The sequence below is a fragment of the Pseudoalteromonas sp. NZS71_1 genome (genome assembly GCF_015864305.1).
Taxonomy (GTDB): domain Bacteria; phylum Pseudomonadota; class Gammaproteobacteria; order Enterobacterales; family Alteromonadaceae; genus Pseudoalteromonas; species Pseudoalteromonas arctica.
The window spans coordinates 39,596-63,343 of sequence record NZ_JADYXM010000009.1; the positions used below are offsets into that span (position 1 = coordinate 39,596).

The following is a 23,748-nucleotide window of genomic DNA, read 5'->3' on the forward strand; positions in this document are numbered from 1 at the left end:
GAGCGCGTTTGCACTCAAGCATTTTTAAAAATAATACTAGCTGCTATATACGGCAAACTTGTTATTTTTAAATACCGTTTGGTAGCTTTCAAATTGCGTTTCTAAAATAGGCGGGTATTTTAAAAAGCTGTTAGCAACAATATTCAGCTTTCCTACTTTAGTTAAATGCTGTTTTGCATTTGCTAAAAATGTTTCTGCTACTGTGTAGTCGGTTGCAATACCTGTATGAAAAGGTGGATTGCTAATAATTAAATCAAACTTACCGGTAATGCTTTTAAGGCCGTCACTTAATATCGCTTCGCCTTTGATGCTGTTAAGCTTTAGAGTTTGCTGTGTTGCGTAAGTTGCCAGTGCACTTACATCACTACACACAAACTCAAGTGCTGGATTATGCAGCCCTAAAAAGGTTGCTATTAAACCTGCGCCACAGCCAAAGTCGAGAACCCTACCTTGCTTAATTGTCGGTGCGTTTTCGAGTAGAACTTTCGTTCCCATATCTAAACTACCGTGATTAAACACCCCTGGGACACTAATAGCTGTAAACTCGGTGTCGGCAACATTAACAACAAACTTTTTATGGTAGGTCGTAATATCAAAGTCAGGATGCTGGGTAATCTCAGCAAATGAGTAAAGAACGCAGTGCTTAGCTGAATCAATTTTGTTACTAAACTCAGCTTTACCAGCTAATTGCTTTTCAATTGATTTAACACCACTTTTGTTTTCACCTACCACCAATAGTTCGGCATCGTCAGTAATAGCAGATCTAATATTATCAAGCGCCATTAATAACTCAGGTTTTGATTTAGGATAGTAAAGAATAACTAAATCGTAGCCGTTACCAGGTATTGTGTGATTTACACAAACCTCAACGTCTTTGGTGTTTTTAGCAAACTCACCGTTAGCATGGTTGTAGCTAAATGCAGTTACCTTGCTTTGCGGGTTAAGTTTTTTAAGCTCTGTTAAAAAGCCATCTTGAACAAAGTTGACCACCAAGATAGATTTGCCCGTTAGTGCCTCGCTATTACGAAGTAACAGTAAACTTGGGTTGGTTAGTACGCTCATAAATGGCTTTGCCTTACAGTATGTTTAGTTTTATTAAAAATAAAAGTGAGTGCTTAAAGTTACAAATTACTCAGTACGTTCAAACATTAAATCCCACACGCCATGACCTAGGCGATGTCCGCGCTGCTCAAACTTAGTAAGCGGGCGCAAATCTGGACGTGGAACATAATCGTTTGTTTCTGATTGGTTTTTAAAACCAGGAGCTACATTCATTACTTCGAGCATATGCTCTGCATAGTTTTCCCAATCTGTTGCCATATGAAAAACGCCACCCATTTTCAGTTGGGCTCTTAGTTTTTCAACAAACTCAGTTTGTACAATACGGCGTTTATGATGACGCTTTTTATGCCAAGGATCAGGGAAAAACAACTGTAGTGTTGTTAAGCTTTCATTAGGTATACAGTCTGCAAGTACTTCAACTGCATCGTGTTCAAAAATACGTAAGTTAGTAATGCCTGCTTCATCGGCATCCATTAAACAAGCACCAACGCCTGGGCGGTGTACTTCAATACCAATAAAGTTTAGGTGAGGGGCATTTGTTGCCATTTCGACAAGCGATTTACCCATACCAAAACCAATTTCTACTACTACATCGTTGTTGTTGCCAAAAACTTCGCTTAAATCAAGCATACCGTTTTTATGCTCTAGGCCCATTGTTGGCCAGCATTTTTCGATTGCAGCGGCTTGGCCTTTGGTTAATCGACCTTCGCGTTTTACAAAACTGCGAATGGTGCGGATGTATTTACCTTCTTGCTTAGCTTGCTCAAGGTTAGTGTTGCTTGATTCACTCATATTATTGGCCTGACAAAAACAATGTGTTTAAAAATGGTTGCATATTATCCCTGACCGAGCCCGCAATCACAAGTATTAGCTGGTTTTACACGCCCTATAGCTTGATCTTTTTATTAACTACAATAGACTGAGCCGCCATTGAGCATCAGTAAAAGTACAATATGTTGGATTTAAATAAAGAACAGTCTAATTCGTTTTCTAATCAAGTCGTTGATTGGTATCACCTTCATGGGCGTAAAACACTTCCATGGCAGTTGGGTAAAACACCTTATAAAGTGTGGGTGTCTGAGGTGATGCTCCAGCAAACTCAAGTTATTACTGTTATCCCATATTTTGAAAAATTTATGCAAAGCTTTCCAGATATTATTGCTTTAGCCGATGCTGATGAAGATTTAGTACTGCATCACTGGACCGGCTTAGGGTATTACGCTCGTGCGCGTAACTTACATAAAACAGCTAAAATAGTACGTGACAAGTACCAAGGCGAATTTCCGCAAACGCTTGATGAAGTAATGGATTTACCGGGAATAGGACGCTCTACTGCCGGGGCTGTTTTATCATTGTCGCTTGGGCAGCATCATCCAATTTTAGATGGGAATGTTAAGCGAGTCTTAGCGCGCTACTTTATGATAGAAGGTTGGTACGGTGTTAAAAAAGTCGAAAACCAGCTTTGGCACTTATCAGAGCAATTAACACCTAAAAATAATGTCACCGAATTTAATCAAGCTATGATGGATTTAGGTGCGAGTGTTTGCTCACGCAGTCGTTTTGATTGTGAGGCTTGCCCATTAAATTCAGGTTGTGGTGCTTTTAATGCAGGTAAAGTAAAAGAGTTTCCACATTCTAAACCTAAAAAAGCAGTGCCGAAGAAGAGTTGTCATCAGTTAATTATTCAGTGCGGCGATAAAGTGCTTATGGAAAAACGCCCTAACAGCGGTATTTGGGGAGGACTATTTGGCTTTTTTGAATTTAATGAGTACGAGGAGCTTCAAATGTTTTTAGCTCAGCAAGGATTAGAAGCCGACTTAGTAGAGCTTGAAGCGTTTATTCATGTGTTTTCACATTTTGAGCTGAAGATTAATCCGCATGTGCTCAATGTTAAGAACATTCCTGATGTAGTAAATGACAAACAATTAGTGTGGTATCCGCTTGATCAATCAATAGAGGTTGGCCTAGCAGCGCCAACTAAAAAGTTGGTTAAACAAATTACAGCAATAGTATAGAATAGCCCCATATTTAGCGTTAGAGAGAATCAATCATGGCACGTACAGTATTTTGTCAAAAGTTACAAAAAGAAGCCGAAGGGCTTGGCTTTCAGTTATACCCTGGTGAAGTTGGTGAAAAGATTTTTAATAACATCTCTAAAGAAGCGTGGGGTCAGTGGCAGCATAAGCAAACAATGCTTATTAACGAAAAGCATTTAAATATGATGGACCCAGAGCACCGCACATTTTTAGAAGAGCAAATGGTTGGCTTTTTGTTTGAAAACAAAGATGTGGAAATTGAAGGTTATCGACCGCCTGAAAAATAATATTTTGAACATTAAAAAAGGGCTAAATAGCCCTTTTTTTGTGTGCGATTATTTAATCACTTAACTCATCTTCTTGCTCAGAGATTTTAATTTGTTCTTTTAAAAATTGAGCTGCCTTAGAGTATTCAATTTCTAACTTATCTCTTAAGTCTATTAATTCATCGGTAGTGAGTTCACCTTTTTTACATTTATCTTCAAATGCACTTGAAAGTTCAGCCACCGTTAGGGCACCAATTGTTTTAGAGATCGATTTTAATTGATGACACCCTTCAATAATCTCATCTAAATCGTTAACCATAACGCCTGAATTAATCCCCTTAATTAGCCCTTGGCTTTGTTCTAAATACATTTTGAAAAAGCGTAACTGTTTAGCTTCGTCACCATTTACATATTTAGCAACCGCTTCCATATCAATAGGTAGCGCCATGGTTTGATGGATAACTACATTTGGGTTTTGGCTTTGCTTATCGCTCCAGCGTTTTAAGGTGTCCTCTAACGCGTTTAGCTCTATAGGTTTGGTAATGAAGTCGTTTATACCTACGGCTAAACAACGCTCTTTTTCGCCTTTAAGTGCGTTTGCTGTTACAGCAATAATGTAAGGCTGTGCATCAATTGATTCTAATAGCTCTGCTTCGTTACGGATTTTTTCGACCATATCGTAACCCGACATTTTAGGCATGTGTAAGTCGGTTAAAATAAGTGAGTAATCACCTTTTCTCCACATATCTAAGCCTTCTTCACCGTTGTTTGCTATCTCAACGCCAAAACCTAGTATGTGTAATTGATCGGTCAGCACTTGTTGGTTTAAAAGGTTATCTTCAACAAGTAAAACCAATTTGTTTGATTTACGAGCTTGCTCAACATTTAAATAGTTATTAAGTGTTTTGGTTTTTTTAATTTGTTTAGGTGTATGCAAACCTGCAGCGACTAAAATAGACAGCATAAAGTTAGACTTACATAAAGGAGAGGCATTAATATAAAAAATATTATTATGATTTATAGCCGCTTCATCAAGCTTGCTTAGTACAACAACTTGTTGGTTATAATCCTCTAATGAATAAAATAAGCGTCTTAGCAGCGCGTTTGTTTTATCCATATTGTCTATGCCATCAGCCACCCAAATAATATCTTGCGAATGTTGGTGCTCTTCAATTTCTTCTTCTGTGTGTGCATAAACTATTTTAGCGCCCATAAACGATAAATAACGGTACATTGTTTTTTCACGTTCTAGGTGATTACTAACTACAACAATTTGCTTACCATTTAATGCACCTTTGTGTGCGTACTTAATTCTACCCGATGTGCTAAACGGCAGTTCAACAGTAAACTCACTGCCAATTCCTGTATGGCTAGTTACATGAATAGTACCTAGCATAAGCTCAGTTAAGCTTTTACAAATAGAAAGACCTAAACCTGTCCCTCCATATTCTCGGGTAATCGAATTTTCGGCTTGAATAAACGGATTAAATATTTCGCGTAGTTGTGCCTGCGACATGCCTTTACCGTTATCAGTTACGCAAAAGCGTAAGGTAAAGTGATCAGTCGTATTATGTACCACCTCTACTGATATTTTTACATGCCCTTGGGTTTTTTCATCAGTGCTCGTAAATTTAATTGCGTTGCTACATAGGTTATAAAGAACCTGACGTACACGTACGCTATCACCGGTAAGATTTATAGGAATATCTGGTGCTATTGCTAGCTCTAAATCAAGCTCACGTTTTTTAGCAACAGATGAGAGCACACGAGCAACTTCTTCAATAGTATCGGTTACCGAAAATGGGATCGGGTCAATATTTAGCTTTCCAGCCTCAATTTTAGAAAAATCTAAAATATCATCCAAAATGCTCAATAACGAAAATGCTGATTCACGAATAATCGTACTTAAACGATGCTGAGCGCCATCAAGTTCGGTCTGGCGCAGTAAATCAATAGTACCTATAACACCATTCATCGGTGTTCTTATTTCGTGACTCATCGTTGCTAAGAATGTTGTTTTAGTTTCGCTTGCACGCTCTGCTTTTAATGTGGCTTGCTCAAGCGCTAAGGTACGATTTTGCACTTCGGCTTCTAGGCCATTTTGTAATTTATAAAGCTCTTTTTGTGCAGAGTCATTCTCGCTCATTGCAGTTTGTACTTTTTGTAGCAATAAGTTGATGTTTTTTGCTACTACACCTAAACCAATATCAAGTTGCTCATCAACATTACTATTGTAATTAGCATCTTCAGTAATTGCCTGTAACTCTTGAGTAAGAGTGTCAGTACTTTTACGTAAGCGTGTATTAATGTACATATTAAACATTAAAGTAAGTATAAATAATGCAGCAACACTCGCTATCGCGATGATGTAAGCGATAACTTGAGAGTCTTGAACGCTTAAAGGCGTGGCTGGTATGTTTTGCTTAATAATAAGCTCGCCAATGGGCTGATCGTTTAACAATAGTAGGTGATGCAGGATACCTTCTTCTTTTAAGTGCTTTTCAGTTTTAACAGAAGCGATGGCTGGTTTACTGCTGCTATATACCAACTGAGTATCTGATGTAGCATTGAAGCGATATAGAGTATATTCAAAGTCACCGTCTAATAAGGAGGTTAAATCAAGTAACTGTTTTACTTTACCTTGACCATACATAGTTAATGCATCAACCATAGGTAAGTCTAATCTATCGGCAAGCGTTACAATATTAATAGATGATGCTGGTTGGGCTGTCTTAACTTCAGTTTGTGTATAAAATGAGTGGGCAACAATGGCGAGCGCTGTTACAGCAATATTAATGATTAAAAAAAGTGGCAGTAAGCCTTTAACTGGCGATGAGAATTTACTCTGCATTGATTGTTTCCAATTGATGTGTTTTTACTACGATAAGTCCCTATCGTACGTATCTAAGCTAATCGTAACATTTACAAAAAATAATTCACTACGGTTTTAGTCTGATTTAGTTATATTTATTTATAGTTATAGCCCGATTTGTGGTAAAAATGAACGTTATTAATAAAAAATGTACTGAGTTGTCTGAAAACCGTTCAAACAGTTATAAAGAAGAAAAAAAAAGTTGACTTGTAAGGGCAAAACTCGTTTAATACGCCGCACGCCCAGATAGCTCAGTCGCTAGAGATGAGTGGGAATTGCATTAAAAATCCTTTAAGATTTTTAATTCGCACTGTTTAAGTGCCTCGATAGCTCAGTTGGTAGAGCAGAGGATTGAAAATCCTCGTGTCCCTGGTTCGATTCCGGGTCGAGGCACCATTTATTAAAGTAGTGGTGTTTAATCAACAGTTTAAACATTATTACGCGTGCCTTAGCACACAGTTTTGTGTGCCGACTTAGCTCAGCTGGTAGAGCAACTGACTTGTAATCAGTAGGTCAACCGTTCGACTCGGTTAGTCGGCACCATTTATAAAGCTAAAAGTTAAATAGTTATTTTAGCTTTATAAATGGTGCCGACTCGGTTAGTCGGCACCATTTATAAAGCTAAAAGTTAAATAGTTATTTTAGCTTTATAAATGGTGCCGACTCGGTTAGTCGGCACCATTTATAAAGCTAAAAGTTAAATAGTTATTTTACTTTTAGTTAGCACAGTTTATGTGCCTCGATAGCTCAGTCGGTAGAGCAGAGGATTGAAAATCCTCGTGTCCGTGGTTCGATTCCGCGTCGAGGCACCATTTACTTTAAGTTCTCAATCTTTAAAATTGAACGTGCCTTAGCACACAGTTTTGTGTGCCGACTTAGCTCAGCTGGTAGAGCAACTGACTTGTAATCAGTAGGTCAACCGTTCGACTCGGTTAGTCGGCACCATTTATAAAGCTAAAAGTTAAATAGTTATTTTACTTTTAGTTAGCACAGTTTATGTGCCTCGATAGCTCAGTCGGTAGAGCAGAGGATTGAAAATCCTCGTGTCCGTGGTTCGATTCCGCGTCGAGGCACCATTTACTTTAAGTTCTCAATCTTTAAAATTGAACGTGCCTTAGCACACAGTTTTGTGTGCCGACTTAGCTCAGCTGGTAGAGCAACTGACTTGTAATCAGTAGGTCAACCGTTCGACTCGGTTAGTCGGCACCATTTATAAAGCTAAAAGTTAAATAATTATTTTATTTTTAGTTAGCACAGTTTATGTGCCTCGATAGCTCAGTCGGTAGAGCAGAGGATTGAAAATCCTCGTGTCCGTGGTTCGATTCCGCGTCGAGGCACCATTTATTGAGAAGCCTTGCTTATGCAAGGTTTTTTTATTTTAAGTGCTTTATAAAAGTTCTCAATCTTTAAAATTGAACGTGCCTTAGCACACAGTTTTGTGTGCCGACTTAGCTCAGCTGGTAGAGCAACTGACTTGTAATCAGTAGGTCAACCGTTCGACTCGGTTAGTCGGCACCATTTATTTAAAAGCCTCGCTTATAGCGAGGCTTTTTTGTTTTCAACTTGAGAATTAAAAATACCCATAGTTAAGAGCAAAGCAACTGACTTGTAATCAGTAGTCTGTATAAGTTATCCGTTCGACTCGGTTAGTCGGCACCATTTATTCAAAAGCCTCGCTTATAGCGAGGCTTTTTTGTTTTCAACTTGAGAATTAAAAATACCCATAGTTAAGAGCAAAGCAACTGACTTGTAATCAGTAGTCTGTATAAGTTATCCGTTCGACTTAGTTAGTCGGCACCATTTATTCAAAAGCCTCGCTTATAGCGAGGCTTTTCTGTTTCTATATGTCTAATACCAATCCGCAATAATACTTAATCAATTTTAGGGATTAAACCTGACGCTAACTGCGTTAAAAATTTCTGATATAGAGCAACTAAATAACGAAATTTTTGCCTTGTTATCGACACGATTTTCTTACCTCAAAATAGATCACTTAATTAAGCGAATTGGTATAATCTCTTAGACACACTACAAAAAGTTAATTTTTTATTATTAAAAATTGCTGATCATTTGCTCATTTTTACCGTATAACTGGCTATTATGTTAGTTCATCGCTAGCTATGTAATGTTATGTAAAGTAGGTTGAGCAAAAGTTGCCAAAGTGCTTGAATTACGTTCATAAATAGCAGTAATTTAGGTTTAATTATGATTTGGCAATGCAAGCCAACCCTATTGGCAATTAGTGTGATGCTGCTTAGCGGCTGTGCGAGTGATTTTAACTCGTCGCAGCGCATGCAAGCGCCTAATAATATGCCACAGCAATGGCAGCAAGAAGCATCAAGCTCGGTATTAAAAGTACAAGAGCAATGGCTTACACAACTACAAAACCCTACGCTTAACAAATTTGTACAACAAGCACTTAAAAACAACCAACAGCTTTTACAAACTAGTTACGATGTAGAAATTCAAAAACAACAGCTTATAGTATCGGGCGCTGCGCTTTGGCCTAGCCTCGATTTATCAACGCGTACTAGCCGTAGTAAAGACAACCGCCCAGTGAGCTACGACAACGCAAGTTCAGTTAGTTTAAACTTAACTTACGAGGTTGATTTATGGGGTAAGCTTTCAGATTCAAAGCGCGAAGCTAATCTTAACTATTTAGCGCAACAGGCCCGGTTTGAGCAAGCTAAACAGCAACTCGTTGCTGATGTAGTAACTGGCTGGTTTGATGTTGTTACATCGCAACAATTACTCGATTTATTTAAACGTCGCGAAGCCAACGCACAGCAAAACCTAGATATTATCGAGTCTGGCTATCGCCAAGGTATAAACGAAGCACTCGATGTATATTTAGCCCGTAATGAGCTCAATACTGAACGCGCTCGCATTGCCACTCAAACGGCAAACCTATCGGCTTCAGCACGTGCACTTGAGCGTTTACTGGGTGAATACCCAAAAGGTGCCATTACTGCTAGTAGCGACTTACCCGTTATTAATACCGATATTCCACTAGGCTTACCTTCTGAACTTATAACACGTAAACCTACGCTGCGAGCAAGTTGGTATGATCTTTTAGCCACCGACGCTTCATTGGCGTATGCGCACAAACAACGCTTTCCAAGTTTAGATTTAACAGCTTCACTAAGTGATAGCACCGACAGAGTAAGCGACTTGTTTTCTCCATCAAGCCTTGCATGGTCGTTATTAGGTAGTATTTCAGCACCACTTTTTGAGGGCGGACGCTTAAAAGCGAATGAAGAAATAGCGCGCCTTAATACTCAAAAGCAAGAGCAACTTTATTTGCAAACGCTTTACGATGCATTTGGTGATGTAGAGAATGCGATTTCACAGCAGCAGTCTCTTAAATCACAATATAGCAGCACCCTTGAGGCGCAAGAAAACGCACTTGCAGCAGAGCAGTTGTCGTTTGAGCAATATCAAAGTGGCTTGGTAACTTACACTACGGTGCTTGACGCACAAGATAGGTCTTTCGATGCACAAAGCTCCTTAATCGACATTAAAAACCAATTAATAGCTAACAGAATTAACTTACACGTTGCCCTTGGTGGTGATTTTGCAAAGCCCTCAAGTGAACTAAAGAGCAATAATGATGAAAACTAAAACAGCAAAAATTATTATTCCAGCGGTGGTTATTATTGCCACTATTTTAATTGTTATGTTTATTAAAGGTAATCCGCCAGAGGCTAAACGCTTTGGCTCACCTCCTAAAGCATCAATAAGTGTGGCTGCGCTTGAGCTTAAACCACAAAATTACCAAGTGATGATTGATAGCTACGGTACGGTAAAACCACGTACACAAAGTTTATTAGTTGCTCAGGCATCTGGGCAAATAATTGAAGTAAGTGATGACTTTAGAGAAGGTGGCTTTTTTGAAAAGGGCGACGTACTTTTAAAGCTAGACGATAGAGATCATCAAGCTGAAGTTAAATCTGCTCAAGCCAATTTATTAACGGCAGAGCAAGGCTTATTAGAAGAAAAAGCGCGTGGACAACAAGCTATTACTGATTGGAAACGCCTTGGCGGCTCAAATCAGGCAAGCAGCCTAGTACTGCGTGAACCACAACTTGCAGCAGCCGAAGCAGAAGTTTTATCGGCTCAAGCAGTACTTGAAAAAGCCATGCTTGATTTAGAGCGCACTAAAGTAACCGCGCCATACGCCGGGCGTATACTCAGCCGTAGTGTTGATTTGGGGCAAGTTGTTACTAACAATACCCAGCTTGCCACTATTTACGCAATCGATAGCGTAGAGATTCGTTTACCGATTAAAAATAAAGATCTTCCGTTCGTAAATTTACCAGAGCAATATCGTGATGGCGCCAAAAATCAAGCAGGTTCAATTGTTAAATTTACCTCTGACTTAGTGGGTGAGCAAACGTGGCAAGGGCAGCTAGCGCGTACCGAAGGTGCTATAGATGAAGGTGCACAACAGCTTTACGTAGTTGCTAAAATTAACGACCCATATAAAGCAACGGCTAATAACCAGTACCCAATAAAAATAGGGCAATACATAAAGGCGCAAATTACCGGTAAAACAGTTCCTAACGCACTTATAATCCCTAACAGTACTATTTATCAAGGGACGTATGTTTATGTTGTTGAAGAGGGTGTACTCAAGCGTAAAGACATTACACTTGCTTGGCAAAATGCGACACAAGCGATGATAAAAACGGGATTAAATCCAAATGATAAACTGGTTATTACTCCACTAGGGCAAGTGAGTTCTGGAACTCAGGTAAGTATTTTAGGCGAACAAAGCACAGAGCAACCTAAAAGCCGAGGAGCTAATGGGCAAGGTAAAGGAAAGCGCCCGACGCCAGAGCAGCTTGAGCAAAAAGCAAAAGAGCAGGGTATTAGTGTTGAAGAGCTAAAAAAACGCCGCGCAGCAAAGCAAGGAGATAAGCCATGATCGCTTGGTTTGCCAAAAACCATGTTGCTGCTAACTTATTGCTAGTAACGCTGTTACTGTCGGGACTTTTTAGCTTATCAAGCAAAATACCGCTTGAGGTATTTCCTTCATTCGAAACTGACATGATAAGCGTAAATGTAAGTTTGCGTGGTTCAACACCAGAGGATGTAGAGCAAGGTGTAACTATACGAATAGAAGAAGCAGTACAAGATTTAGAGGGCATAAAGCAAATATTTAGTCGCTCTTCTGAAGGTTCTGGCTCTGTGACAATAGAAGTGGAAAGCGGTTACGACCCTCGTGAGCTTTTAGCTGATATAAAAAGTCGTGTAGACGCAATTAACACTTTTCCAGCCGATGCTGAAAAGCCGATAGTAGCGCTTGCTGAGCGAATTCGTGAAGTTATCGCGGTTACCGTATCGAGTGACTATGGCGAAAAAGAAACCCGCGAATACGCAGAAACAGTACGCGATCAAATCCTACGTTTACCTAATGTAACGCAGGTAGAGCTAAGTGGCGTTCGTGATTACGAAATAGCCATTGAAGTAAGCCAAGATATTCTTCGTCAGTACGATTTAAGCTTGGCACAAATATCGAGTGCTATTTCAAACTCAAGCTCAGATATTTCTGCTGGTAACTTAAAAACAGAAGGCGGGGACGTACTTATAAGCTCTAAAGGGCAAGCATATCGTAAAGATGAATTTGCCAGCATTGTTGTTAAAAACCAAGCCGATGGCACTATTATTCGCTTAGGTGATATAGCGACTATAAAAGATGATTTTGAAGAAACACCAGTACGTACTCGCTTTAATGGTAAGCAAGCTGCATTTATCGACGTATATCGAATTGGTCCACAAAGTGCGATTACAGTTGCTGACGATGTTAAAAACTACATAAAAGAGCAACAAAGCTCTCTCCCGCAAGGGTTTGAACTAAGTTACTGGGATGATGATTCGGAGCTGGTTAAAAGTCGTATTTCGACCCTTACTACCAATGCTTTACAAGGCGGTATTTTAGTACTGGCTTTACTTACTTTGTTTTTACGCCCTGCAATTGCATTTTGGGTATTTATTGGTATTCCGGTTTCGTTTATGGGCGCGTTTATAGCGATGCCTATTTTTGGCGTAACCCTTAATATTATGAGCTTATTTGGCTTTATATTGGTACTGGGGATTGTTGTTGATGACGCCATAGTTACCGGTGAAAACGTCTACACCCATTTAAAAACAGCTACGTCGGGCGAGCAGGCCGCAATTTTAGGTACTCAAGAAGTAGCAACACCAGTAACATTTGGTGTGTTGACTACCGTTGCTGCCTTTTTACCTTTGGCCTTTATTGAAGGGGCGCGTGGTGCCTTGTTTGCACAAATACCGGTAGTGGTTATTCCGGTATTATTGTTTTCATTGATTGAATCTAAATTTGTACTACCAGCACATTTAAAATATATAAAACTACGCCACGAAAAAGGCGAACCTTCAAAGTTTGATGTTATTCAACAGCGTTTTGCAGATGGATTTGAAAACGCGATTTTAAAATACTATCAACCCACTTTAAATTTAGCACTGCGCCATAAATTGGCTTCGGTAAGCTTGTTTATTGGTGTATTTGTTATAATTTTAACCATGATCACCAGCGGTTGGACTAAGTTTGTATTTTTCCCGCGCATACCAAGCGAAACAGTCCGCGTTAACTTAACACTACCAACAGGTACACCGTTTGAAGTAACGAATAAATACGTAATTGACATGTCGCAAAAGGCGCAGCAATTACAAGAAAAATACCGCGACCCAGATACTGGCGAAAGCGTTATTTTAAATATATTAGCCACAACAGGCGGGCGTGGTGGTGTATCTAATTCAGGCTCTGTACGCTTTGAAATAACACCGGCTGAAAAGCGTGAATCAGACATAGGATCACGAGAACTCGCCAGCGAATGGCGCGATTTAATTGGTGTGATACCAGGCGCCGAAAGTTTAACGTTTAGAGCCGAAATTGGCCGAAGTTCAGACCCCATTGATGTTCAGCTTAGCGGCACTTCGTTGACTATTTTACAAGACGTGGCTGATCACATTAAAACCCGTTTATCGACCTATCCAACGGTATTTGATATTGCCGATAGTATGTCCGACGGTAAAGAAGAGTTACAAATAGAGCTTACGCAACAAGGTTTAGCGCTGGGCTTAAATAGAGTCAATGTAGCAGGGCAAGTACGTAACTCGTTTTTTGGCTCGCAAGCACAACGTATTCAGCGAGGCAGGGATGACGTACGTGTAATGGTACGCTTACCTATAGATGAGCGCCGCTCTGTAGCTGACCTACAAAACATACTTATAAATACGCCTGATGGAGGCTCAGTGCCTTTATCGCACGTGGCAACACTTACTGCTGGGCAAAGTCCATCAACTATTAATCGAATAGACCGTTACCGCACATTAAACGTAACAGCCGATATCGAAAAAAATAATACCAACATGACCATACTGCAGGCTGACCTAACGGAGTATTTAGATGGGTTAATGCAGCAATATCCTGGAGTAGATTACAAACTAGAAGGTGAGGCTAAAGAGCAAAGAGAGTCGTTTGGGTCGTTGGCTTGGGCACTTGTGTTTGTATTTTTTATTATTTATGCGCTATTAGCAATACCGCTTAAATCTTACTTACAACCAATCATAGTAATGAGTGTAATCCCATTTGGCATGATAGGTGCTGTAGTAGGGCATTGGATCATGGGAATGGACTTAACCATTATGAGTTTACTCGGTATGCTTGCGCTAACCGGGGTGGTGGTAAATGATTCGCTTGTACTCGTTGATTTTATTAATAAAAAGCGCAGTGAAGGTGGTAAAGTTCTCGATGCTATAAAAATTGCAGGTGCATCACGTTTTCGCCCTGTAATGCTAACTAGTTTAACGACCTTTATTGGCTTAATGCCATTACTGTTTGAAAAAGCGACTCAGGCACAGTTTTTAATACCAATGGCGGTGAGCTTAGGGTTTGGGATTATTTTTGCTACCTTTATTACTTTATTGTTAGTACCAATAAACTACATGCTAATGGAGCGTTTTCAAGGTTGGTTTAAATAACTTCACTCTTAAATACGTGATTATTAAAGCTGTAGGTAAGCAATTACCTGCGGCTTTTTTATAAGCTAAAAAGTAATATTAGACAATAGAAGATAAGTGAATAAAAAATTTAGATAAATATAAGAATAAACAGGAAGGTTAATTTCTTTTTTGATAAAGCCTTTTAAAGGCGAGGGTTTGCTAAAAAGGTGTTCCCCAAGATACGGTACTCGGTTTCAGTCCTGAAACCAGAAGGTTTCAGGGCGGGAATCTGCGGTTTACCGTAGGCTTCTCGGTACATGCCGAGCCTGCACAATAGTAGACGAACAGAAACCCTGGTATAAAATTTATCGGCTCAGGGACTTAACTAAGCTCCGGTACCCCAGGGAACAATTTAAGTATATAAGACATAATCCAATCCTTAAACCCCAAACGTAAAAAATTAAACCGTTCGCTTAGTTTTTCCGCACCTTTAACTCATCATTTACTTTATCGCATGGTTTTTGAGCTTGATCATACAATTAATTGGAGTTGCTTTTTATCGAGTGGTAGCATTGCCTTAACTTGCAAAGCGAAGATTCGATTATGAACGATTTACCCGATTACGAAAAAGCTCAACTGCTTTTAGAAAAAAACGAAATATTTGTATCACCTGCTGAAGCGCATGGTGTGATTAGTGGTTTACTTGCGTGTGGTTTAACCATTGACGACAAAGAATACTTAGGCCTTTTGAGTGATGTGTTTAACGATGGTGAATCGTTTAGTAACGATTTAAAGCAGTTTTTTGGCACTATTTATAAGCAAGTAGTCGCGAGCTTTAATGATGATGAATTTCAGTTTGATTTATTTTTACCAAGCGACGACGAAACACTCATCGATCAGGCTAATGGCCTCGTATCATGGGTAGCGGGTTTTATGCTTGGTTTTGGTTTAAAGCAAAAAGACTACGGTAAACTATCGAGTGATGTTAAAGAGGTTATTACTGACTTTAGCGAAATCACTCGCCTAGATACTACTTTTGAAGAAACCGAAGAAGACAGCCAAGCGCTGCACGAAGTGATTGAATATGTGCGTGTATCAGCACTACTTTGTTTTGCAGAGCTTGGTAAAGAGCAAAGCACGCAAAGTACTAAAAAAACACTTCATTAACTTTTAAAAAGTAAAACGGGTTGGTTAATAATGGTTGAAGTACAAAAGTCAGAATTTAAAGCACGTCGCGAGCGCTTACTTGCTCAAATGGATGAAAATAGCGTTGCTATTATTCCCGCTGCGAGCGAAGTGACGCGCAGCCGCGATACCGAATATGCATTTAGACAAGATAGCGACTTTTTTTACTTAACTGGCTTTAACGAACCCGACGCCGTACTTGTACTCTGTAATAACAGCGATGCACCCAGTACTTTATTTTGCCTAGATAAAGACAAGCTTGCAGAAATTTGGCATGGCCGCAGAGTTGGCTTTGATAAAGCTAAAAGTGACTACTTGTTTGATGAAGCTTACCCGCTAAGTGAATTAAACGATAAAACACTCGATATGCTAAATGCAAAAAATGCGCTCTATTTTGCACAAGGTGCTTACCCCTCATTTGATACCAAAGTGTTTTCGTTACTAGGTACGCTTCGAAGTGGCTCTCGAAAAGGCCTCAAAGCACCGAGTAATTTAAAAGAAATACGCGGCCTTATTCACGAAATGCGTTTGTTTAAATCGCCAAGCGAGATAGATGTTATGCGAGAAGGCTGTGAAATTAGTGCGCGAGGGCACATGCGCGCTATGCGTTATTCGCATGCGGGTGCCACAGAGTTTCAGCTAGAAGCAGAGCTACATCATCATTATGCAATGAATGGTGCGCCTCATCCTGCGTACGGCACAATTGTTGGTAGTGGCGACAACGCCAATATTTTACATTACACACAAAATAGCGACGTATTAAAAAGTGGTGACCTAGTACTTATAGACTCCGGTTGTGAGTTACAAGGTTACGCTGCTGATATAACGCGTACATTTCCGGTAAATGGTCAATTTAGCGAAGAGCAAGCCGCGCTTTATAATATTGTACTTAAAGCGCAAGAAGTTGCTTTTGATGACGTAAAACCCGGTGGTTATATGTCGCATGCTAATAAACTAGCAATGGAAGTAATGACCCAAGGTTTACTCGACTTAGGTATTTTAATTGGCGACTTTGACGAGCTAATGGCAAAAGGTGCGTGTAAAGAATATTACATGCACGGGCTTGGGCATTGGCTTGGTTTAGATGTACATGATGTTGGCGATTACAAAGTAAATAACGCTGAGCGTGCATTTGAGCCGGGTATGGTACTCACCATAGAGCCAGGGCTTTATATAAGCGAAGACTCAAGCGCACCGCAAAAATACAAAGGCATTGGCATTCGTATCGAAGATAACTTGCTAGTTACCGAAACCGGCCATGAAAACTTGACCCTAAGCGTACCTAAAAAAATTAGCGATATAGAAGCACTTATGCAAAGTGCTAAAAACGTATAAAGCTCGGAGAGTAAAGTGGCTAAGCAGTTTGATGTAGTTATTATTGGCGGTGGTTTAGCGGGAGCAAGCTGCGCATTAAGTGTGGCTAAAACTAATCCCGCGTTAAATATTGCCGTTGTAGAAGCTAATCAAGTAACCGGCGACTACCACCCAAGCTTTGACGACAGAAGCATTGCACTTGCTCAGCAATCGGTAGAGTATTTACAAAGCCTCAATTTATTTGAGCAAAATGCCCCTTACACCGCAGCAATCAAAAAAGTGAACGTGTCTGATAGAGGCCACTTTGGCAAAGCGCACATTAATTGCGACGAATTTGCTAAGCCCTCACTTGGTTACGTAGTAGAAGTAAATCCTTTTGGCCGAGCGCTTCACCTGCGTTTAACGCAGTCAAATATTACGCTTTTGTGCCCCGATAGCGTAATTGCCATTGAGCAAACTTTGCATAGCAATACACTCACCTTACAAAGCGGCGAGCAATTAAACGCCAAGCTATTGGTTATTGCTGATGGCGCACAATCACCAACACGTAGTTTACTTGGGCTTGGTTTTAATACCCAGCCTTATGAACAAGGCGCAATTATTGCTAATGTAGAAGTGGCTGGTGGGCATAATAATCATGCCTTTGAGCGTTTTACACAAAACGGGCCTATGGCGTTATTACCCATGAGCAATAACCGTTATTCGTTAGTGTGGTGTATGCGCCAAGATCAGGTTGAACAGCACATGGCACTCAGTGAACAAGGCTTTTTAAGTGCCCTGCAAAGCGCGTTTGGTTATCGCGGTGGTCAATTTACTAAAGTAGGCATGCGCACGAGTTACCCGCTCGTTTACGGGCAAGTTGAGTCTTTAACTGCGCACCGTACAGTGGTTATTGGTAATGCTGCACATGCGATTCATCCTATCGCAGGGCAGGGTTTTAATTTAGGTCTTCGCGACGTACAAGTACTTAGTAATTTAATAGCAAATAGCCAACACGATTTAGGCAGCTATGCGTTTACACGTGAATATTCAAAAAAGCGCAGTGATGATATAAAAACCGTAATGAGTTTAACCGATGCACTTGTTAGGCTTTTTTCGAACTCATCGCGAGTGCTCGCATTGGGGCGCAGTATTGGGTTGTTTTCGATGGATTTATTTCCCGCATTAAAAGCGCCATTAGCTAAACAGTTAATGGGGCAAGTTAAACAAGGTAGGCGTTTATGAAGCAAGCACAGGTTTGTATTGTAGGTGGCGGCTGTGTAGGGCTAACACTAGCACTTGGATTGGCAAAAGCCGATATAAGCGTCGTTGTACTCGACGGCGCACCAACACAAGCGTTACCAACTGACGAATATGGTTTGCGTGTAAGTGCGTTAAGCATTGCAAGCCAAACCTTGCTTGAACAATTAAATGTATGGCCCGAAATTATCGCACAGCGAGCGTGCGCTTATACACATATGGATGTACGTGATGCCGACAGCTTTGGCAAAATAGCGTTTAATAACGAGCAACTTGAGCTTGAACATTTAGGCCATATTGTTGAAAACGACATTATCCGCTTTGCGCTTATAAAAGAGCTAGAGCAACAAAGCAGTGCAACACTAATGTTTGATACACAGTATCAGCAAATACATCAAAGCGAATCTGATGTATTTATAACACTTAAAAGCGGCGAGCCAATTATTGCAAAACTGCTGGTGGCGGCTGATGGTGCAAATTCAGCTATACGTAAACAATTTAATATGGCGCTTAGTTTTAAAGATTACGATCACCATGCGCTAGTCGCGACAGTTAAAACTAAAGAGCAACATGCAAACACCGCACGCCAAGTCTTTTTACCAACAGGGCCACTCGCGTTTTTACCATTGAGCGATGAGCATACTCATTCAATTGTGTGGTCTACCAGCCCCAATCATTGTGATGAATTATTAGCAATGGACGACACCGCCTTTAATAAAGCCGTAATGGCTGCAATTGATGGTCAATGCGGGCTGTGTGAAGTGCAAAGTGCGCGTACTGCTTTCCCACTTAAAATGCGCTACGCCCAGCAATGGGTTTCAGGCAAAGTGGTACTCATTGGCGACGCTGCACATACAATCCATCCACTTGCAGGGCTTGGTATGAACCTAGGCCTAAAAGATGCGGCTTATTTAATTGAGCTTTTGACAAGCGATAGCAAGGAGTTTGCAAGCACTCGCACACTGCGCGATTACGAGCGCACTCGTAAGCTCGATGCACAAAAGCACATAGCTATGATGCAAGGGCTAAAAGAGTTATTTGAAGGTGCAAACCCAGTTAAAAAACTTATTCGTGGAGTAGGGCTGTCACTCGTTGATAATTTAGGCCCAATAAAACACCTGTTCGCCAAAGAAGCGATAGGAAAGTGATGTAGGTTGAGTGAAACAAAACCCAACGAGAAAAGCGGTTAGTTATTCGCTTTTAATAAAAAACCGATGTTTAATTTAAGCATCGGTTTTTTATTAAAATAAATTAAGTACTTACTTTGTATGTTTTTTTGGTAAACTTTGTTATTTTTACATTAAATATAATAAAAAGTTTTTACTAAATTTTAAGGAAGAAATAAATGTTAAAAATAACACTCTTATTTTTTTTATTAACTGCGTCTGTAGTTCATGCAAAAGATAAACCTTGGGAGTCTTACGCTAAACTTCCAATGGTAGAGCAACCACAAATATCGCCAAATGGAGAAATGATAGCAACACTTTATAATACTGCTGAAGGTCCTACTATCAGTTTAGCTAAATTTCCTAGTATCGAATTCAATATATTAGCAAGTCTCAAAAAAGATAAAGACAGAGTCGACTTTATTCGTTGGTCAGGTAATAAATATATCATTGTTTCTGCTAGTTACCCTGAATATGTCAATGGTCAATACATGAGAGTTTCAAGGTTATATTCGATCAATGTTGAAACCAATGAAAGTAAAATGCTAACTACGCGACGTTTTTCTGAATATAGGTGGTATAGATATCAGAGTTTCAGACTCGTTTCCTCACTTAAAAATGAGCCAGATTTCGCGCTAGTGTCAACGTTTGATGAAAAAGATAAAGCTTATTCTGTTTTTAAAGTTGAATTAGGTGATTCTAGTTTTGATAAAATTCAGAGGAATAAAGAAAATATTGGAAGTTGGTATGCAGACCCTAAGGGAGTTTTACGCCTGGGGATCGCAATTGATAAAAAAGATGATAAGTTTATTGCTTCAATATGGTATCGAGCAAAGAAAGATGAAGCATTAAAAATGATTCATACCCATATTTTGGGTGAAGATAGTACTTTCTCCATCCAAGGCCTTAATGAAGATGGTACAAAAGCTTACGTCCTTTCTGATCGTGTATTACACAGACAAGCTTTATGGTCATATGATATCGAGTCAGGGGAGTTTGAAGAGCTTGTTTATAGCAATGATAAATACGATATAAATAATGCAATCGTTAATAGTGAGGGCGATTTTATAGGGGTTGGCTACTATGATGATTTCTACAAGAGCCATTATTTTTCAGAGGTAGACGGTAAGCAAGAGCTTATGGTTACTAATTTATTTGGTGATAAGCAAGCTAGTATTGTTAGCCGCAGTAAAGATAGAACACGAATTCTTGTAAATGTAATAAGTGATTCAGTCAGCCCTACTTATTATTATTTTGATTTAAACACAAAGAAGGGCGGCGCTTGGTTATCTAAATTTCCTTATTTAGCACGTAATAAATTTGTACCAGTGCAAAACTATAGCTTTAAAGCGAGCGATGGAGCTGAAATCTCAGGCTATTTTACAAAACCAGAAGGGATTAAAACTCCGCCGCTAATTGTAATGCCTCACGGAGGACCTCATAGTCGAGACTACAAATACTTTAATCGAGAGCTTCAATATTTAGTTAGTTTAGGTTATGCGGTATTGCAAGTGAACTTCAGAGGCTCAGAAGGTTTTGGTAGTGCTTTTGAAACTGATGGTTATTATCAGTGGGGTAAACGTATGCAACAAGATGTATATGACGCAATGGATTGGGCTACTAGAACCGGATTAACATCAAAAAATGATGCATGTATTTATGGTGCAAGTTATGGTGGTTATGTTGCATTAACAGCTGCATGGCAAGAGCCCGATCGCTTTAAATGCATTATTAGTATTTCTGGAATATCGGATCTAAAAGGGTTAGTTGAAGATGAAGAGCGACAAGATGCCTACCTAGGTAATATTGTTGATATGACTGATAGTAAAGCCGTTGATGCATTATCTGAGGTTTCGGCAATCAATATGATTAACCGAATTAAAGCCCCACTTTTACTTATCCATGGGACAAAGGATACGAGAGTTGACTATCGACAATCAAAATATTTTTATGATAAAGCAAAGCGAAATCTAGATATAAAGTATGTTGAAATTGATGACGGAACACACTTTTTTGATGACTCAGAAAGCTTAAAAGTACAATACAAAGAGGTTACTGAGTTTCTTAAAAAACACTTGTAAATAAATGAGTGAGCGTTTTTTAACTCGAAACCTATTTTAAATTTTCTAGTAATTATAAAAAACCGATGTTTAGTTTAAACATCGGTTTTTTGTTTTAAAATAGTTTTGAACATATTTAAAGCCGCGCTTTTCACGCGAGCAAGCTCGGCGTCTACATGCAAAGTTTAACACTGAGCTTAATCTTACCTGTAGGCGTTTAGCTTGCTGACGCGACGAGCGTAGCTCGTAATTACTATCGTTAGTTAAAAAGCGCTTTGCGTTAAATCAGTTACAAATTCTCTTGTGCTTCATTCACCATATCTTTGAGCGCATCAATTAACAGCGGGTCTTTTTTGTTTTCTTTTGCAAGCTCGAGTGCGTTTTTCATACTAGTGACGGCCTCTTTAAATTGTTTGTTAGCAGTATAGCCTTGCGATAAACGCATGTGAGAATAAGTTGCATTGGGATAATCGGTAGTAAAATGTTTAAGCGTTGCTATAGCTTTAGCTGTATTACCAAACTTTTGCTGGCTATGAGCAAACTCTACGTATACATCTTGTGGAATTTTAAGCTCAAACCCGTACTTATCACTAAGTGCTTGGTAATAACCTGTAATGAGCGATACATCAGCAAACTTTCCGTGCTCGTCAGTAACCTTAAATATTAGGTCGCTAAATAAGTGAATTAGGCTATCGCTAAGCGCTGGTAGTATAGTGCCCATATGAGTAAAAGCGGGGTAATGCTTATATTCCCATTTAAGCTGCGAGGGCGTTTGTTGTTCTAAATTTACCAAAGTATTTAATACGCCTGTATAAAAGCGTGCTCCTTCGCTTGCTACACTAATAAATAACGCCTGATCACCTTTAGGGTTTTTAGTGTATTTTATAATATTATTTTTTAATTCCTCATCACTCCACCAACTGTTTGGGCTTATAGCTATATAGTTATTAAATAACTCAGGCTGATTAACTAAAGTATAAAGCGCCAAATTACCTGCATTAGAGTGGCCAATTAAGGTGTTGTAGCCGTTAGTTGAGTAATTACTGTTTATATAAGGCATGAGTTCATCAGACACAAACTTTAAAAACTTGTCGGTTTGTCCTGCGTCAGGCCATTTGTTTTTAACAAAAGTTTGAAACTCTGTTTTAGGCTCGCCTTCTACTTTTGGTAAATAATCACGAACACGGTTAGTTGTATCAATACCAACGAGCATTGCGTTAGGTATCTGCTCGTAATCAACAAGGGATTTAATAACACCAGACGCCGTATGAAAGTGCTCAACACCATCAAGTAAATAAATAACATAAAGCGGCTGATCGTCTTTTACAGTGTCAGGTATGAAAATTTTAATGGGTCTGTCTTCGTTAAGTATTTTTGATTGCAGAATGACTTTTTTACCAACGGTTATGTCAGTTGTATTGGTTTTTGCGTGGCTTAAAAATGGTGTACTAAAAGTAAGTATTAATACAAGCGATAGTAAGAGCTTCATAAATATCCTTATTTAATAATGTATTGCTTAATAATTGCACGGCTTTAAGCTTGAGTAAATGTTTATATTTTCGGGGTAAACATAAAGCTTAAGTAATTAAAAGCTATCGCTTTTCATGCGAGTAAGCTCGGCTTCTACAAGAGACATTGCACTCTGTGCTTAACTTTTTCGGTAGGCGAGCAGCTTGCTGACGCGACGAGCGAAGCTCGTAATAATTACCTTTTAACTCTTATCTATAAAAGCTTAAAAAACCTGCTTGCTTAATTATCCGTCTAAGCGTAAAATGCGCGCTCATTTCGGCTTTTAAACTATTAATTCCTTGCCTTAAACCGACCGGCCGAAACGGTAGAAGGCTCTATTAACCGTAAGGAATATCCATGCGTCATTACGAAATCGTATTCATGGTTCACCCAGATCAGAGTGAGCAAGTTGCTGGTATGATCGAACGTTATACTGGTTCTATCACTGAAGCTGGTGGTGTTATCCACCGTCTTGAAGATTGGGGCCGTCGTCAATTGGCTTACCCAATTAACAAGCTTCATAAAGCTCACTATGTTCTTATGAACGTTGAAGCACCAACTGAAGTAATCAGCGAGCTAGAAACTACTTTCCGCTACAACGATGCAGTGCTTCGTAACTTAGTTATCCGCACTAAAACTGCTGAAACTGAAGCGTCTCCTCTTGCAAGAGAAGAGAAGAAAGAAGCACCAGCTGCTTAATTGTTTTGAGTCCTAGCATGGCATGTAATCAGCAGTTACTATAATGGTTAGCCCATATATGAATCAGCTGGTTATATCTGGGGTAGTTTGTAAAACTCCCAAGTTTAGCCAAAGCCCTGCTGGCATCCCGCATTGTATTTTTGTTGTAGAACATAAATCGATGCAAACCGAAGCAGACCTTAACCGTAATAGTTACGTGAGGCTTCAGGTAGTTGCCAGTGGAAAGCAAATGCAACAACAGACTCAACATTTGCACGTTGGGCAGGCATTGCAAGTGAGTGGTTTTTTAAATCGCCACGAAGGTCGTAACGGCCTTAGCCAATTGGTTTTGCATGCTCAGCATATAGAAAGAATTATTTGAGGAATTAATCT

The 23,748-nt window shown here is 39.5% G+C and carries 16 protein-coding genes, 8 tRNA genes and 1 other RNA gene; 20 read left to right on the top strand and 5 right to left on the bottom strand.

From position 1 onward, the window contains the following. Positions 1–36: 36 nt before the first annotated feature. Both I6F43_RS13575 and trmB read right to left on the bottom strand, forming a co-directional pair. Positions 37–1,062, bottom strand: coding sequence for a methyltransferase (locus tag I6F43_RS13575; protein ID WP_197102761.1), 1,026 nt, complete (start codon positions 1,060–1,062; stop codon positions 37–39). Between the two features lie 66 nt (positions 1,063–1,128). Next, complete coding sequence (trmB, locus tag I6F43_RS13580; RefSeq protein ID WP_007582957.1) at positions 1,129–1,854, bottom strand: tRNA (guanosine(46)-N7)-methyltransferase TrmB; 726 nt, start codon at positions 1,852–1,854, stop codon at positions 1,129–1,131. 161 nt (positions 1,855–2,015) lie between these two features. Here trmB and mutY point away from each other — a divergent pair, with 161 nt between their 5' ends. Both mutY and I6F43_RS13590 read left to right on the top strand, forming a co-directional pair. Beyond that, the gene (gene mutY / locus I6F43_RS13585; protein ID WP_197102762.1) at positions 2,016–3,077 is read left to right on the top strand and encodes an A/G-specific adenine glycosylase; all 1,062 of its coding nucleotides are present in this window, start codon (positions 2,016–2,018) and stop codon (positions 3,075–3,077) included. Between the two features lie 35 nt (positions 3,078–3,112). Then, entirely contained in the window at positions 3,113–3,385 is a 273-nt protein-coding gene (locus I6F43_RS13590; RefSeq protein ID WP_007582954.1) for an oxidative damage protection protein, read from the top strand. A gap of 52 nt (positions 3,386–3,437) precedes the next feature. On the opposite strand, the gene I6F43_RS13595 is transcribed toward I6F43_RS13590, so the two are convergent. Next, the gene (locus tag I6F43_RS13595) at positions 3,438–6,215 is read right to left on the bottom strand and encodes an ATP-binding protein (RefSeq protein ID WP_197102763.1); all 2,778 of its coding nucleotides are present in this window, start codon (positions 6,213–6,215) and stop codon (positions 3,438–3,440) included. 341 nt (positions 6,216–6,556) lie between these two features. On the opposite strand from I6F43_RS13595, the gene I6F43_RS13600 reads away from it, so the two are divergent. The 11 genes from I6F43_RS13600 to I6F43_RS13650 all read left to right on the top strand — a co-directional run bounded on the left by I6F43_RS13600 (position 6,557) and on the right by I6F43_RS13650 (position 14,243). After that, a tRNA-Phe gene (locus I6F43_RS13600) sits at positions 6,557–6,632 on the top strand. 71 nt (positions 6,633–6,703) lie between these two features. Next, positions 6,704–6,779 (top strand) — tRNA-Thr (locus tag I6F43_RS13605). Between the two features lie 193 nt (positions 6,780–6,972). After that, positions 6,973–7,048: transfer RNA gene (locus tag I6F43_RS13610), tRNA-Phe, on the top strand. Positions 7,049–7,105: 57 nt separating this feature from the next. Further along, positions 7,106–7,181: transfer RNA gene (locus tag I6F43_RS13615), tRNA-Thr, on the top strand. A 55-nt stretch (positions 7,182–7,236) separates the two neighbouring features. After that, positions 7,237–7,312 (top strand) — tRNA-Phe (locus I6F43_RS13620). A gap of 57 nt (positions 7,313–7,369) precedes the next feature. Continuing rightward, positions 7,370–7,445 (top strand) — tRNA-Thr (locus I6F43_RS13625). A 55-nt stretch (positions 7,446–7,500) separates the two neighbouring features. Continuing rightward, positions 7,501–7,576 (top strand) — tRNA-Phe (locus I6F43_RS13630). A 102-nt stretch (positions 7,577–7,678) separates the two neighbouring features. Continuing rightward, a tRNA-Thr gene (locus I6F43_RS13635) sits at positions 7,679–7,754 on the top strand. A gap of 687 nt (positions 7,755–8,441) precedes the next feature. Continuing rightward, entirely contained in the window at positions 8,442–9,857 is a 1,416-nt protein-coding gene (locus I6F43_RS13640; protein WP_197102764.1) for an efflux transporter outer membrane subunit, read from the top strand. Next, on the top strand, positions 9,847–11,163 hold the full coding sequence (locus tag I6F43_RS13645; RefSeq protein ID WP_010554901.1) for an efflux RND transporter periplasmic adaptor subunit: 1,317 nt from the start codon (positions 9,847–9,849) through the stop codon (positions 11,161–11,163). The genes I6F43_RS13640 and I6F43_RS13645 overlap by 11 nt, the downstream gene beginning before the upstream one ends. After that, on the top strand, positions 11,160–14,243 hold the full coding sequence (locus I6F43_RS13650) for an efflux RND transporter permease subunit (RefSeq protein ID WP_007587324.1): 3,084 nt from the start codon (positions 11,160–11,162) through the stop codon (positions 14,241–14,243). The genes I6F43_RS13645 and I6F43_RS13650 overlap by 4 nt, the downstream gene beginning before the upstream one ends. A gap of 188 nt (positions 14,244–14,431) precedes the next feature. Here I6F43_RS13650 and ssrS read toward each other — a convergent pair. Then, positions 14,432–14,614: non-coding RNA, 6S RNA (gene ssrS, locus I6F43_RS13655), on the bottom strand. Between the two features lie 193 nt (positions 14,615–14,807). Here ssrS and I6F43_RS13660 point away from each other — a divergent pair. From I6F43_RS13660 to I6F43_RS13680, 5 genes are all read left to right on the top strand, one after another. Then, entirely contained in the window at positions 14,808–15,371 is a 564-nt protein-coding gene (locus I6F43_RS13660; RefSeq protein WP_007587323.1) for a UPF0149 family protein, read from the top strand. 30 nt (positions 15,372–15,401) lie between these two features. Continuing rightward, the gene (gene pepP, locus I6F43_RS13665) at positions 15,402–16,724 is read left to right on the top strand and encodes a Xaa-Pro aminopeptidase (protein WP_101216071.1); all 1,323 of its coding nucleotides are present in this window, start codon (positions 15,402–15,404) and stop codon (positions 16,722–16,724) included. A gap of 15 nt (positions 16,725–16,739) precedes the next feature. Beyond that, complete coding sequence (gene ubiH / locus I6F43_RS13670) at positions 16,740–17,927, top strand: 2-octaprenyl-6-methoxyphenyl hydroxylase (RefSeq protein ID WP_197102765.1); 1,188 nt, start codon at positions 16,740–16,742, stop codon at positions 17,925–17,927. After that, positions 17,924–19,090, top strand: a complete 1,167-nt coding sequence (locus I6F43_RS13675) for an FAD-dependent monooxygenase (RefSeq protein WP_101216069.1) — start codon at positions 17,924–17,926, stop codon at positions 19,088–19,090. The genes ubiH and I6F43_RS13675 overlap by 4 nt, the downstream gene beginning before the upstream one ends. 197 nt (positions 19,091–19,287) lie before the next feature. Then, on the top strand, positions 19,288–21,189 hold the full coding sequence (locus I6F43_RS13680; RefSeq protein WP_231614087.1) for an alpha/beta hydrolase family protein: 1,902 nt from the start codon (positions 19,288–19,290) through the stop codon (positions 21,187–21,189). 268 nt (positions 21,190–21,457) lie between these two features. Here I6F43_RS13680 and I6F43_RS13685 read toward each other — a convergent pair whose 3' ends face one another. Continuing rightward, positions 21,458–22,657 carry an alpha/beta hydrolase-fold protein gene (locus I6F43_RS13685; protein WP_197102766.1) on the bottom strand — a complete coding sequence of 400 codons (1,200 nt, stop codon included), beginning with the start codon at positions 22,655–22,657 and terminating at the stop codon, positions 21,458–21,460. 377 nt (positions 22,658–23,034) lie between these two features. Here I6F43_RS13685 and rpsF point away from each other — a divergent pair, with 377 nt between their 5' ends. Both rpsF and priB read left to right on the top strand, forming a co-directional pair. Then, positions 23,035–23,376: a 30S ribosomal protein S6 gene (gene rpsF, locus I6F43_RS13690; protein ID WP_007378473.1), complete on the top strand. Its 342-nt coding sequence runs from the start codon at positions 23,035–23,037 to the stop codon at positions 23,374–23,376. A gap of 43 nt (positions 23,377–23,419) precedes the next feature. Beyond that, positions 23,420–23,737 carry a primosomal replication protein N gene (gene priB / locus I6F43_RS13695; RefSeq protein WP_004588456.1) on the top strand — a complete coding sequence of 106 codons (318 nt, stop codon included), beginning with the start codon at positions 23,420–23,422 and terminating at the stop codon, positions 23,735–23,737. Positions 23,738–23,748 lie beyond the last annotated feature (11 nt).